This window comes from Streptomyces sp. NPDC001093 (assembly GCF_040298985.1).
Taxonomy (GTDB): domain Bacteria; phylum Actinomycetota; class Actinomycetes; order Streptomycetales; family Streptomycetaceae; genus Streptomyces.
In genome coordinates this window covers 31,262-44,071 of record NZ_JBEPBF010000023.1, presented here as the reverse complement: position 1 = coordinate 44,071, position 12,810 = coordinate 31,262, and the positions used below count along the sequence as shown (strand labels likewise).

The window sequence follows — 12,810 nt, the reverse complement described above, 5'->3', positions numbered from 1 at the left end:
CATGGACATCCAGAACCCCCAGTGCGTCCAGGGGGAGGACGACGGCCGGGCGGCACCCTGGGACACGGCCGCCGCACTGGTCCGGGCCGCACAGGGCGGGCACGCCCTGGCCATGGACGAACTGCTCACGCTGGTCACCCCGTACGTGACCCGGCTCTGCCGTCCGATCGCCCCGCACGACGTGGCCGACGCCGTACAGGAGTCGCTGCTGGCCGTCTTCAAGGGCCTGCGCACACTCCGCGACCCGCAGGCCTTCTACGGCTGGGTGCGTACGGCCACGGTGCGCGAGGCGGTCCGGGTCGCCCGCCGCACCTCCGCCGAGGACCCGGCCGACCCCGCCGACCTGGCCCGCCTCGGCGGACTGCGCGCGGACGCCGACGGCGAGGTGCCGGCCGACGTGCGCGACGTACTGGCCCGGCTCCCGGTCCGGCACCGGGCGGTGCTGGTCCTGCGCGAGCTGGAGGGCCTGGACGAGGCCACCGTCGCCGCCCTGCTCGGCGTACCGCAGGGCACCGTCAAGTCCCGGCTGAGCCGGGCCCGTTCCTCCTTTCGGAAGGCGTGGTCACGATGAGTTCCTCCGATCCGGTGCTGCGGCTGCGCGTGCTGGCCGCGGGGCTGCACGCCGGTCTGTACGCCGAGGAGCATCTGGCGCTGCCGTACGACCGGGTGTGGGCGGTGGCCGCCGACCTGGAGGCGGAACTGCCCCATCTGGTCCCGTTCCTGCGCGAGTTCCGCGTGCCGCCCGGCGACGCGGAGCGCAAACGCGCGCTGGCGGTGGGCCGTTCAGGCCTGAGGGAGTCCTTCGAGGTACGGCTCTCTCCCGGCTGGTGCCTGATGCAGTCCCGGCTGATCGTCGGCGGCATGGCGGCCGCCCCCGAGGCCGGCGGCACCCGCTTCGCCGTCCTCGGCGCGACCCGCCCCACCGCCCTGCGCCCCGCCCAGCGGCTCTACGGCCGCCTGCTCGGCGAACGGCGCGGACGGGCGTTCGTCGACCGGGTCGCCGGGCGGGCGGAGCTGCGCTAGACCTCCTCTGCCAAGGGGGTGAACAGTTCGCGGATCGCCTCCGCCACCTCCTCCGGCCGCTCCTGCGGCAGACAGTGCCCGGCCCCCGGCACCAGCCGCACGCGCAGCTCGTCGGCGTACGGCTCGGCGCCCGCCAGCATCGACGGCACGACCACGTTGTCCCGCTCCCCGCCGAGCAGCAGCGTCGGCACGGTCAGCCGCTGCCGCCGCGCGGTGCCCCGTACCAGCGCGGGGATGTCGTGCAGGACGTACTGCCAGAACAGGGACTGCACGGCGGGGGCGCTCCGCGAGGTGGCGGCGGCGTACTCGGCGATCTCCGCCGGCGTCCACACGGCCGCCGGATCGGCGACCTGGTGGCGCAGCAGGAAGCGGGTGAAGCCGGGCCAGTGCCGCAACACGGCCCGCCCGAGCACCGGGTACTCGACGAACGCGGTGAACCACAGTCGCCACAGGTTGGGGAGGACCGCACGGTGCCGGGGCCAGGGGTGGGTCATGTTGAGCGCGAGATAGCCGGTGAACCGCTCCGGCGCCCTCAGGCACAGCCGGAACCCGAGATGCGCTCCCCAGTCGTGCCCGACCAGTCCGACCCGCGCCAGCCCGAGCGCATCGAGCAGTGCGAGGGCGTCCTCGGCCAGGCTGTCCATGTCGTAGCCGCGGCGCGTGATCTGCGACCAGCCGAAGCCGCGCAGGTCCGGGCAGAGCAGCCGGTACCCGTCGGACAGCTGCCCGGCGACCTTGTGCCAGGCGTACCAGTGCTGCGGGAAGCCGTGCAGCATCAGCAGCGGGGTGCCGGAGCCGCCGTACTCGGCCAGATGCAGCCGGGTGGAGCGCACGTCCAGCATGCGGTGCTCGGCACGCCCGTCCTTCGGCAGCGGACGTTCTGGACGGTCGGTGTGCGGTGCCATGCCTGACCCCTCTCGGGCCGGTGCGGTCCCCCGTCGGGCCCGCGTCGCCGGGTCAGGAGTCGGCGTCAGTGCGAAAGGTTCCCTCCGTTCTGCTCCCTGTCGTCGTCTCTGACAGGGAGCTGGTCGTAGGTCTTGAAGGTGTACGAGGCGTCGTACGACAGCAGGTTGCCTTCGGCCGCCGGCAGGCCGAGACGTCGGTTGAGGGCTCCGGTGAGGGGTCCGCAGTGTTCGGCGGCCGGGGCGGTGAAGGTGTCGTCGTACGCCGAGAACTCGATCACCGGAGGGTCCTGGGAGACCCACTTGGAAGGGCCGGAGCGCTTCAGCCGGAAGTCGACGGGTTCGCCCGCGCCGATCGTGCAGCCGTGCGGCACCAGCGGGCCGAGGAGCCGGAAGCGGAGGCTGAACTGCCCGGTGTAGAAGTCGGACCGGCCGCCGTACTCCGGCTGTATCGCCAGCCCCAGGACGGCCGCGCGGTCGCCCGCGGGTGTGCCGGTCAGTCCACCCGGTATGGCGGTGGGAGTGCTGTGCATCGCACCCCACACCTGGCCGTTGCCGCCGTCCGGCATCGGGCCTTCGGCGTGCGTCATGGTGATCGGGGCCAGGCTCACCGTGACCTTGCCGATGATCAACCGCGGGGCCGCGGTGTGCACTTCGCATCTCCATCGGGCCGGGTCGACGCCGTCGGGCAGGGGTGGACAGTCACCGAAATCGGTCGCGGTCGCCGCGGCGGCGCGTGGCGCGGAGTAGGCGACACCCGGCGCGCACACCGCCGCCGTACCGGCGAGAGCGGCGACGCCGGCGACGGCGGCGACACGGCGGACGGAAGAGGAACTGGGGCGAGCAGCCACGGATTTCGTCATGTGACCAGCGTGCCGCCGCAGCCACTCCACCACCATCGGTGACGTCCCCGACACCACCCCGACCCGCCCCTGATACGACGTCAGGGCGGGCGGTCAGGGAGAGGCAGGCGCCCGATGCCGGCGGAATCCGGGAACCCGCCGAAGCTCGCCGATCTTCAGCGCTTTGCCCACCACCAGACAGACGAGACCAAGTGCCAGCGATGCGGCGACGGTCGTCAGGGCCGTCCCCGCCGTGCTGTGCCCCACCACCCCGGCACAGCCCCGCGCCGAGGCCCAGCCCGCCACCGCCTCCGCTTTGGGTTTCGCATGCCGGGCGGCGGTCTTCTCCCCCGTTACCATTCTGTAGATCTACGGCAGTTGAGATCACCGGCTGCGAGCAAGGTGACCTGCGAAGCGGGCCCATGCGGCGGGGCTCAGGGTGAGTATCGGGCCAAGGGGGTTCTTGGAGTCGCGGACGGCGACGGTGTGGGGGATGTTGCGGGCGACTTCGACGCACTCACCATTACCGCTGCTGTGACTGGACTTGGTGAACTCGAAGGGCGGCACGGCTCACAGCTCCTTGCGGATACGTTCGATCAGGGCAGTGGAATCGCGAAGAGCGAGCCCACACCGAGCGATCCGCTCGAACCTGGCGTTGTGGCGGTCGGCGTCCTCCTCGCTCTCCAGCCACAGCGTAGACGAGGCCGTGTCCATATAGACCACGTCCATCGCGCCGGATTCGGCGAAGGACACGATGCTGAAGGCGCTGGTCATCCCTGGGTGAGAGCCCGCGATGAACGGCACCACCTGCAGCTTCACGTTGGGCAGCCGGGTTGCGTCCACCAGGTGCGCCAGCTGCGCGCGCATGACCTCACGTCCGCCCACGAGTTGCCGTAGCGCGCCTTCCCCCACCACCGCCCACAGAGTGAGCGGCTCACCGTCCGCGAGCCGGTCCTGCCGGGCGACCTTGGCCTCGACAAACCTCTCGATCTCGTCGGGGTCGTCCCAGTCGGCGTTCCCCACAGCTAGTGCCCTGGCGTAGTCCGGCGTCTGCAAGAGCCCTGGCACGAAGGCGCCTTGCCACGTCCTGATGCCGGTGGCGATGTCCTCGAGCGCCACGTACTCGACGAGTGACCGGAGTTCGGGGTACTGGTTCCACCAGCCCTTTGCCTTACGGCGCTCCCGGTCCGTGCGGGCGAGACTCAGGAGCCGTTCCACGACCTTCGGGTCGGTCACGCCGTACAGGTCACACAGGACGTGGATGTCCGGATCCCGGAACGGCACCCATCCCCGCTCCATCTTGGCGACCTTCGTTCCGGTCGCCGACAGGGCTTCCGCTGCCTGCGGTTGAGTCAGGCCTGCCTCGTCACGCAGTCGCAGCAACTCCCCGCCCAACTTCCGTGCCAGCACAGTGGACATGCGGTTCCCACGCTTGAACTCGTCTGCGACCACGGTGCCAGTCTGCAAGCAACCGATCACTCATCGCAAGAATCGGAGACGGATTTCCCCGGGACGGGTTGCACAGCAAACCGCGACATGGCTACTTTCAGTGTCGAAGCCGCAACTGAGCGCCACCAGTCGGCGGAAGCGCACCGTGCTGCCCGTACGGCGAAGCCACCCCACTGGCCCGTCCCCGCACCCGGAGGTCCCCGCATGTCCGACGCCTGCCCGTTCCCCGCCCCCAAGCAGTACGACCGCTTCGACGCCGTCACCTACACGCCGTACCCGAGAAACGTCCCCCGAGCCCGCCACCACGTCGCCCGGCTCGCCGTCTTCTGGGGACTCCCCGCCCTCGCGGCGGACGCCGCCCCGCTCACCGGCGAGTTGTGCACGAACGCCTTACTGCACGGCTGCCTCAGGGACCGGCACTTCCGCATGGAGACCTCCCTGCGCGGCACCACGCTCCGCATCGCCGTCACGGACCCGAGGGGCGAACGCCTGCCGGAGTGTCGTGTAGCCGCGGAGGACGAGCAGTTCGGCCGGGGTCTCCTCATCATCAGGGCGCTCGCCGAGCGTTGGGCCGTTGAGAGACTGGCCGTGGGGAAGACGGTGTGGGCGGAGTTGACGCCCTCGCCTGCTCCGTGACGGACGCGGCTCCGGGCTCCGGACAGGTCGGCAGCACAGCCGTCTGACCACGCCCTCAGGGGCTGTCCGGGCCCCTCCCCGCGAAAGAGCCCGAAACTCGCCGTCGAACTGGAGGACATCCTCAAGCAACTCAACGGCAGCTGGGCGATCTGTACGACCGCGTGGAACCGGTCGTGCTGTCCTGGAAGGGCGAAGCCCGCGAGACCTTCGTGGAGAAGCTGGACGAGTGGGACCGCTGTGCGCAGGACCTGCAGGCGGCCCAGAAGTGGCTGCATGCGTGCGTCACGACGGGCCACGCCAACTACGCGGCGGCACACCGTGTGGTACTGCGTGGCTGGGGCGCAGCCTGATGGCGACGCCGACCCCATCGCAGAGCGGGACCATCGACGTCAAGCCGTCCGACCTGCACCGGGTCGCAGGCGGCTTCGCCGGGGAGCAGACCCAGTTCGACAAGGCAGCTCGAAATCTTCTGACGCAGCTGCACAAGTACCCGGACGCGGGTGGCTACGGCACCGCGGCCCAGGGCTTTGCCACGGCTTATGTCGCGATCGGCAACCGCTACCTGGAGGTGTGGGCCAGCAGCGTGGCCAGTATCGGCGGCGCCGCCGTCGGGTTCGCCACGACCGCCAACAACTACTCCAAGGCCGAGGCGGCCAACGACCCCTCCGGCAGAACCCGGCCCCGGGTACAGCAACCGCCGGCGGTCATCACCAACCCCCCACACTACGGCTCGGTACCGAACCTGAAGTGGGGGACGACGACGGCGGCGACGACTTCATCCGCTCCCTGCTGGAGCACATACCGGATGTCGTATGGCACGTCCTGCGGCCTCTGCTGGAGGACGCCTTCCGCTGGGGCAAGGTCGCCGAGGTCTATCCCTTTCCCCAACAGCACTACCTCAACTCGCTCTCTCAGGACTGGGCGGACATGACGATGTCCCTCGGTACGACCGAGGGCAACCTCACCTCCCTGGTCAGCGGCATCACCCAGCAGACAAACAGCGAGTGGTACGACGCCATGCGCGAGTTCTGCAGCTCCTTGTGGGGCACGACGGCCTGGGGCAAGCACACGGGCAATTACGAGTGGGGGCACGACAGTGCCTCCAGCCCGACGGCCACCCACCCCGTCGTGACCGTTCTGTTCGACACCGCGAAGAAGATCAGCGACCTCCTACGGGAGTTCGCCGAGGGCCATGGTCCGTCTGCCGAAGCAGCTGAAGAGCTGAAGTGCCCGGTCCTTGCGCTGAGTTGTCCCAGCGGCCTCCGCTCAGCAGGTCGAGGAGGCTCTGGAGCCCTTCACCGCGGAAAGAGCGGAGCCGCTCATGGGCCGACTGGCCGCCGAATGCCTTGTGTGGTCGAGGGCCGGCTTCATGGGACGGTCCGAAGCGGACGCCATCACCCCGTCGCGTGGTGACGCTCCTCGGGCCCGACGCCCGCTGGTGGTCCAACCACGATCCAGAGCTGGACGGCTGCTGGACGGGAGTCTCCGCCTGCACCTTCGACGGCCTCGTCGCCGGCACCGACGGCCGGCGGTTCGCCGTGCTCATCCAGGTCGGCGAGGACTGACGTCCAGTTCCAGTGTCCGGAGTTTTCCGCCAACTTCACCCTCAATCGTGAACATCATCCTTGCAGCTGGCATATTCGAATTCCTCCGCTCTACGTTCCGCAGCGGAGGTGGTTCACATGAGCGAACCCAGCAAGCGACCCGACTCGTCCGAACGGCACGAGGCGATCGACGTCAGCGACTTCGTGTACGCGGCGACCGGAGCCCGTGTGCGGAGGCTGACCATGCCGGACGGGAGTCACTGGTTTCCGGCGGTGGATGTGTGCAAGGAACTGGGGCACACAAATTCGAGGCAAGCGCTCGCCGACCATGTGCCTGAAGGGCATCGAGAGATTCTCGAGACCGTAACTGGAGCTTACGGTCTCAGCATTCCCGCAGGCAGGGAGTGGCGCCGAGACCTGAATGTCATCTCTCTCCAAGGTCTCATCCTCCTCGTCAACGCCTGCACCAAACCTGCCTGCGCCCCCTTCAAACAGTGGGCCGCCGAAGTGATCGAGACCGTCCAGCGGGAGGGCTCCTACACCCTGGAAGAGGCCGAGGTGCAGCCCCTCGAGCCGGGCGCTCCGATCGCGTACGCCATGCCCGAGCAGGTCGCCGAGGCCATCGTCCGGCTCGAGGCGCACAACCTTCAGCTGGACGAGGAACTGGCGAACGGACAGCGCAAATCCATCGAGCTGCAGGAGGAAACGCTGGTTCTGCAGAGGGAGAACCTCGCTCTGCAGAAGGAAAACCTGACTTTACAGCGCGAGACGCCGGCCACGCAGAGGGCCACCCTCGCCGTGCAGCAGGCCATGGTCCGGGCGATGGAGCGGATCGCGGACCGGCTCGACGCCCTGGTACCGGCCCCTCGGACACCTGGTGAGCAGGTCAAAACGCTGCCCACCACGGCCTCCGTACTGGCCGACTGGCGGCAGCGCCTCTCCGTCACGGCCGACGTATGGACCGTGGCCGTCGTCATCGCCCCGGTTCTCGTGGAGAAGGGCGAGCTGCGCGAGCCGCTCGAATCGATCGCGGCCCGTACGGGACTCTCGGTGCACCGCGTCAACGAATGTCTGCGGCTGCTGCGGAAACACGCCTGCATCCACTCCCGGGGCGGAGCCGAGGACGGGGCGCCGGTGTACGTGCTGAACCAGGGCTGACAGACCACCTCGAAGAAGACAGCCCGGCCTCGCAGAAGAGGGGGCGGCCGCAAATCGAAGTTGCGGCCGTCCCCTCAACGCTTCGAGGCTACCCGCCCGGTACCGTCACGCCCAGGTGATCAGCCTCTTCGGCTCCTCCAGAATCGCCGCCACGTCCGCCAGCACCTTCGAGCCCAGCTCGCCGTCCACCAGGCGGTGGTCGAAGCTCAACGCCAGGGTCGTCACCTGACGCGGCTTGACCTTGCCCTTGTGGACCCAGGGCTGGAGCTTGATCGCGCCGACGGCCAGGATCGCCGACTCGCCGGGGTTCAGGATCGGCGTGCCGGTGTCGACGCCGAAGACGCCGACGTTGGTGATGGTCACCGTGCCGCCCTGCATGGCGGCCGGGGACGTCTTGCCCTCGCGGGCCGTCGAGACCAGGTCGCCCAGCGCGGCGGCCAGCTGCGGGAGCGTCTTGTCGTGCGCGTCCTTGATGTTCGGCACGATCAGGCCGCGCGGGGTGGCCGCCGCGATGCCCAGGTTGACGTAGTGCTTCTGCACGATCTCCTGGTTGGCCTCGTCCCAGGACGCGTTGATCTCCGGGTTGCGCTTGATGGCGACCAGCAGGGCCTTGGCGATCAGGAGCAGCGGGTTGACCCGCAGGCCCTGCATCTCCTTGTCCTGCTTCAGCTCCTCGACCAGCTTCATCGTGCGGGTCACGTCGATCGTCACGAACTCCGTGACATGCGGCGCCGTGAACGCCGAGCCGACCATCGCCGCCGCCGTGGCCTTGCGGACGCCCTTGACCGGGATGCGGGTCTCGCGCATGCCGTCGTAGGACGCGGCCGGTGCCGGCGTCACCGGGGCCGCGGCGACCGGGGTCGGCGTCGGCTCCGCCGGCTTCGGCGTGGCCGCCGCGTGAACGTCGTCGCGGGTGATGATGCCGTCCGGGCCGGACGGGGTGATCGTGGCGAGGTCGACGCCGAGGTCCTTGGCCAGCTTGCGCACCGGCGGCTTGGCCAGCGGGCGGGGCTTCTCGGCGACGGCGCCGTGGCCGTGGCCGTTCAGCTCGCTCTGGATCGCCTGGGCCGGCGCCGGAACCGTGACCTCGGGGCCCTTGCGGGGACGGCGCTTGGTGGAGGACGTCGACACGCCGTAGCCGACCAGGACCGGCTGGCGGCCCTGCGGCTTGGCCTCCGGCTCGGCGCCGGGCTCCTCGGCAGCTGCCTGCGGCTGCTCGACCGGGGCCTCCGCGGGTGCCGCGCCGGCCACCTCCACCGCGATGATGGACGTGCCCACGTCGACCGTGGTGCCCTCGGGGAAGTGGAGTTCGCGGACCACACCGTCGTAGGGGATGGGCAGTTCGACGGCCGCCTTGGCGGTCTCGACCTCGCACACCACCTGGCCGTCGGTGACCGTGTCACCCGGCTGGACGTACCACTTGAGGATCTCGGCCTCGGTGAGTCCCTCGCCGACGTCCGGCATCTTGAACTCGCGCACGGACGCTTCCGTCATCGTCGTCACGACCCTCTCCTCAGTACGCCAGCGAGCGGTCGACGGCGTCGAGCACGCGGTCCAGGTCCGGCAGGTACTCCTCCTCCAGGCGGGCCGGCGGATAGGGGGCGTGGTATCCGCCCACCCGCAGGACCGGTGCCTCCAGGTGGTAGAAGCAGCGCTCGGTGATCCGGGCGGCGATCTCCGCGCCGGAGCCGAAGAACACCGGTGCCTCGTGGACCACGACCAGGCGGCGGGTCTTCTCCACCGAGGCCTGGATGGCGTCGAAGTCCAGTGGCGACACCGAGCGCAGGTCCAGGACCTCCAGGGACTTGCCCTCCTCGGCCGCGGCCGCCGCGACCTCCTGGCACAGCTTCACCATCGGGCCGTACGCCGCCAGGGTGAGGTCGGTGCCCTCGCGGACGACCTGGGCCTTGTGCAGCGGGGCGGGGATCGCCTCGAGGTCCACCTCGGCCTTGTCCCAGTAGCGCCGCTTCGGCTCGAAGTAGATCACCGGGTCGTCGCTCTGGATGGCCTGCTGCATCATCCAGTACGCGTCGGAGGCGTTCGACGGCGACACGATCTTCAGGCCGGCCACGTGCGCGAACAGGGCCTCGGGGGACTCCGAGTGGTGCTCGACCGCGCCGATGCCGCCGCCGTAGGGGATGCGGACGACGACCGGCATCTTGACCTTGCCCAGCGAGCGGGCGTGCATCTTCGCGAGCTGGGTGACGATCTGGTCATAGGCCGGGAAGACGAAGCCGTCGAACTGGATCTCCACCACCGGGCGGTAGCCGCGCAGCGCGAGACCGATCGCGGTGCCGACGATGCCGGACTCCGCGAGCGGGGTGTCGATGACCCGGCTCTCGCCGAAGTCCTTCTGCAGGCCGTCCGTCACGCGGAACACGCCGCCGAGCTTGCCGACGTCCTCACCCATGACGAGGACCTTGGGGTCCTCCTCCAGGGCACGGCGGAGCGACTCGTTGATGGCCTTCGCCATCGCCATCTTCTCGGCCATGTCAGCGACCCCCTTCAGCTGCGTCCGCGAACGACGCCTGGTAGGCGGCGAACTGCGCTCGTTCCTCGTCGACGAGCGCGTGCCCGTCCGCGTACACGTTCTCGAAGATGGCGAAGTGGTCCGGGTCGGGCATGGCACGGACCGCTTCGCGCACTCGTTTACCCAACGCCTCGGACTCGGCCTCGAGTTCCGCGAAGAATCCGTCGTCCGTGTGGTTTGAAGCCTCCAGGTACCGGCGAAGGCGCAGGATCGGGTCCTTCGCCTCCCAGGCCAGCCGCTCCTCGTCGCCCCGGTAGCGCGTGGGGTCGTCGGAGGTGGTGTGGGCGCCCATGCGGTAGGTGTACGCCTCGACCAGGGTGGGGCCCTCGCCGTTGCGGGCGCGCTCCAGCGCCCACTTGGTGACCGCGAGGCAGGCCAGCACGTCGTTGCCGTCGACGCGGACGCCGGGGAAGCCGAAGCCCTGGGCGCGCTGGTACAGCGGTACGCGGGTCTGCTTCTCGGTGGGCTCGGAGATCGCCCACTGGTTGTTCTGGCAGAAGAACACCACGGGGGCGTTGTAGACCGCGGAGAAGGTGAACGATTCGGCGACATCGCCCTGGCTGGAGGCACCGTCGCCGAAGTAGGCGATGACCGCCGAGTCCGCGCCGTCCTTGGCCACGCCCATCGCGTAGCCGGTGGCGTGCAGCGTCTGGGAGCCGATGACGATCGTGTACAGGTGGAAGTTGTTGCTGTTGGGGTCCCAGCCGCCGTTGTTCACACCCCGGAACATGCCGAGCAGGTTGGTCGGGTCGACGTCGCGGCACCAGGCGACGCCGTGCTCGCGGTACGTCGGGAAGACGTAGTCGTCGTGGCGCAGGGCCCGGCCGGAGCCGATCTGGGCGGCCTCCTGTCCCAGCAGGGAGGCCCACAGGCCCAGCTCGCCCTGGCGCTGCAGGGCGGTGGCCTCCGCGTCGAAGCGGCGGGTGAGCACCATGTCGCGGTACAGGCCGCGCAGGTCTTCGGGGGTGATGCCGGCGACGTAGGCGTCGTACTCGGCGTTCTTGACCCGCTTGCCCTCGGGCGTCAGCAGCTGTACGAGCTCCGGTTCGGTGCTCTTCTTCGCGGCGGCGCGGGTGGTGCGGGTGGTCTTGCTGCCGGTGGTGCCGGCCTTGCCTGCGGCGCTGCGTCGCGGCTTGCGCGCGGCACTGCTGTCCACGGTCACGTGTGCTCCTCCGTCGTTCCGGCCCCCGGGGTTGCCGGTAGGCCAGTGCGGCTCACCTGTTTCGACCACCGGGCACGGGGTGGGTGCCACTCGGCCGGGTACAGGCGTGACAGGTGCCCCGGCGAGCGCCCTGCAACCATCACGTTACCCAGTGCTCCACATTTCTGTGAAACCCCACCTGACCTGCGATTTTGCTTGGATTTCCAAGTAAATCGGGGAGGTGTGGAAGCGTGCTGGTCACAGCCCTGCTTCAACGCCGAAGCAACGGAACGTTAACCCGCTCACCCGGGTCACGGGAAGAGTCGAATTGTTTGCGTGTGACACTGGCTGCGCCGCTTATGTGATCCGTATCCGGGCGAGAAGATCGGAAACGGCGGAAACATTTGAGAAAGTCCACGGCATGCTCACGACGTGACCGAAAGGGATCGCCGGTGACCGCCTGTGACAAGCCCCAGCTCACGGCGATTTTTCGTGCCCTACCATCTGCGGCGTGCCGCGCTCATGTGTACCACCCCTTGTGTCCCACGCGCCCCCTCTGGGCGCCCTGCTCCGCCTGTACGCGGCCGGTACCGCCCTCACCTGTGAGCCGGTGGACCAGGGGCTGCTGAACCGCGGCTACCGGCTGCGCACCACCCGTGGCCGCTATTTCCTCAAGCACCATTTCGACCCCGACACCGCCGACCCGGCCGCCATCGAACGCCGGCACCGCGCCACCCAGCGCCTGGCCGACCTCGGCGTCCCCGTCGCCGTACCGCTCGCGCACCGCGAGGGCCGTACGGTCGCCGTCGTCGGCGGCCACGCCTACGCCCTGCACCCCTGGATCGACGGCAGGCACCGGCACGGCGGACAGCTCACGCGCGGGGAGAGCGCACGCCTCGGGGCGCTCCTGGGCGCCGTGCACGCCTGCCTCGAGCGCGTGATGCCACCCAAGGGGCGCACGCGCCCGGCCACGAGCCCCCACCCCGTGGAGAGCGCCGACCCCTCCGACACCTTCGCCCTCATCGACGACCTGCTCGCCCATGTGCGCCGGCACCGCCCCGCCGACGCCTTCGACGAGCTGGCCCGGCACCGGCTGCTGGAACGCCGGGCGCTCCTGGAGCAGCACACGGACCGGCGCCCGCCGCGCGGCGCCTCGGTGGGCTGGGTGCACGGCGACTTCCATCCGTTCAACGTGCTCTACAGGGACGACGCCCCGGCGGCCATCGTCGACTGGGACCGGCTCGGTGTGCAGCCCCGCGCCGAGGAGGCCGTGCGCGCCGCGGCGATCTTCTTCGTACGCCCGGCGGGCGCCCTGGACCTGCCGAAGGTACGCGCGTACGCGCGCGCGTACCGGCGCGCGGCCGGTGCCGGCCCCACCGAGCTGGCGGCGGCCGTGCACCGGGTGTGGTGGGAGCGGCTGAACGACTTCTGGATGCTGCGCTGGCACTACGAACGCGGTGACACGCGCGCGGACTGTCAGTTCCCGGCCGCGTCGGCGCTCGTGGTGTGGTGGACACGCGAGTACGACGCGGTGTGCGCCGCGTTCACCGAGTGACGGCTCCCTGGCGGGAACCGCTCACGGGGA

At 69.9% G+C, this 12,810-nt stretch carries 14 protein-coding genes and 1 pseudogene; 8 read left to right on the top strand and 7 right to left on the bottom strand.

Going from position 1 to position 12,810, the window contains the following annotated elements:
- Nucleotide 1: 1 nt before the first annotated feature.
- Both ABT288_RS14550 and ABT288_RS14545 read left to right on the top strand, forming a co-directional pair.
- Complete coding sequence (locus tag ABT288_RS14550) at nt 2–571, top strand: RNA polymerase sigma factor (RefSeq protein ID WP_351606769.1); 570 nt, start codon at nt 2–4, stop codon at nt 569–571.
- A complete protein-coding gene (locus ABT288_RS14545) occupies nt 568–1,023 on the top strand; it encodes a hypothetical protein (RefSeq protein WP_351606767.1) in 456 nt (151 codons plus the stop codon). Before ABT288_RS14550 ends, ABT288_RS14545 begins: the two co-directional genes overlap by 4 nt.
- On the opposite strand, the gene ABT288_RS14540 is transcribed toward ABT288_RS14545, so the two are convergent.
- The 4 genes from ABT288_RS14540 to ABT288_RS14525 all read right to left on the bottom strand — a co-directional run bounded on the left by ABT288_RS14540 (nt 1,020) and on the right by ABT288_RS14525 (nt 4,186).
- Nucleotides 1,020–1,928 carry an alpha/beta fold hydrolase gene (locus ABT288_RS14540; RefSeq protein WP_351606765.1) on the bottom strand — a complete coding sequence of 303 codons (909 nt, stop codon included), beginning with the start codon at nt 1,926–1,928 and terminating at the stop codon, nt 1,020–1,022. The two genes, ABT288_RS14545 and ABT288_RS14540, sit on opposite strands and share 4 nt — an antisense overlap.
- A gap of 65 nt (nt 1,929–1,993) precedes the next feature.
- A complete protein-coding gene (locus tag ABT288_RS14535) occupies nt 1,994–2,788 on the bottom strand; it encodes a hypothetical protein (RefSeq protein ID WP_351606763.1) in 795 nt (264 codons plus the stop codon).
- Nucleotides 2,789–3,151: 363 nt separating this feature from the next.
- Nucleotides 3,152–3,334, bottom strand: coding sequence for a DUF397 domain-containing protein (locus ABT288_RS14530; RefSeq protein ID WP_351606760.1), 183 nt, complete (start codon nt 3,332–3,334; stop codon nt 3,152–3,154).
- Between the two features lie 3 nt (nt 3,335–3,337).
- The gene (locus ABT288_RS14525; protein ID WP_351606885.1) at nt 3,338–4,186 is read right to left on the bottom strand and encodes a helix-turn-helix domain-containing protein; all 849 of its coding nucleotides are present in this window, start codon (nt 4,184–4,186) and stop codon (nt 3,338–3,340) included.
- A 234-nt stretch (nt 4,187–4,420) separates the two neighbouring features.
- On the opposite strand from ABT288_RS14525, the gene ABT288_RS14520 reads away from it, so the two are divergent.
- From ABT288_RS14520 to ABT288_RS14500, 5 genes and pseudogenes are all read left to right on the top strand, one after another.
- The gene (locus ABT288_RS14520; RefSeq protein ID WP_351606757.1) at nt 4,421–4,852 is read left to right on the top strand and encodes an ATP-binding protein; all 432 of its coding nucleotides are present in this window, start codon (nt 4,421–4,423) and stop codon (nt 4,850–4,852) included.
- Between the two features lie 108 nt (nt 4,853–4,960).
- Nucleotides 4,961–5,202 (top strand): annotated as a pseudogene (locus tag ABT288_RS14515) (WXG100 family type VII secretion target).
- Between the two features lie 397 nt (nt 5,203–5,599).
- Entirely contained in the window at nt 5,600–6,265 is a 666-nt protein-coding gene (locus ABT288_RS14510) for a hypothetical protein (RefSeq protein ID WP_351606754.1), read from the top strand.
- Nucleotides 6,259–6,417, top strand: coding sequence for a hypothetical protein (locus ABT288_RS14505; RefSeq protein WP_351606752.1), 159 nt, complete (start codon nt 6,259–6,261; stop codon nt 6,415–6,417). The genes ABT288_RS14510 and ABT288_RS14505 overlap by 7 nt, the downstream gene beginning before the upstream one ends.
- A gap of 117 nt (nt 6,418–6,534) precedes the next feature.
- Entirely contained in the window at nt 6,535–7,554 is a 1,020-nt protein-coding gene (locus tag ABT288_RS14500) for a BRO-N domain-containing protein (RefSeq protein ID WP_351606749.1), read from the top strand.
- 105 nt (nt 7,555–7,659) lie between these two features.
- Here ABT288_RS14500 and ABT288_RS14495 read toward each other — a convergent pair whose 3' ends face one another.
- The 3 genes from ABT288_RS14495 to pdhA are packed head-to-tail and all read right to left on the bottom strand — an operon-like array spanning nt 7,660 to nt 11,246.
- On the bottom strand, nt 7,660–9,057 hold the full coding sequence (locus tag ABT288_RS14495) for a dihydrolipoamide acetyltransferase family protein (RefSeq protein ID WP_351606747.1): 1,398 nt from the start codon (nt 9,055–9,057) through the stop codon (nt 7,660–7,662).
- Between the two features lie 10 nt (nt 9,058–9,067).
- Nucleotides 9,068–10,045: an alpha-ketoacid dehydrogenase subunit beta gene (locus ABT288_RS14490; protein ID WP_351606744.1), complete on the bottom strand. Its 978-nt coding sequence runs from the start codon at nt 10,043–10,045 to the stop codon at nt 9,068–9,070.
- 1 nt (nt 10,046) lies between these two features.
- Nucleotides 10,047–11,246: a pyruvate dehydrogenase (acetyl-transferring) E1 component subunit alpha gene (pdhA, locus tag ABT288_RS14485; RefSeq protein WP_351606742.1), complete on the bottom strand. Its 1,200-nt coding sequence runs from the start codon at nt 11,244–11,246 to the stop codon at nt 10,047–10,049.
- A gap of 517 nt (nt 11,247–11,763) precedes the next feature.
- On the opposite strand from pdhA, the gene ABT288_RS14480 reads away from it, so the two are divergent.
- On the top strand, nt 11,764–12,780 hold the full coding sequence (locus ABT288_RS14480) for a phosphotransferase (RefSeq protein ID WP_351606739.1): 1,017 nt from the start codon (nt 11,764–11,766) through the stop codon (nt 12,778–12,780).
- Nucleotides 12,781–12,810: the final 30 nt, after the last annotated feature.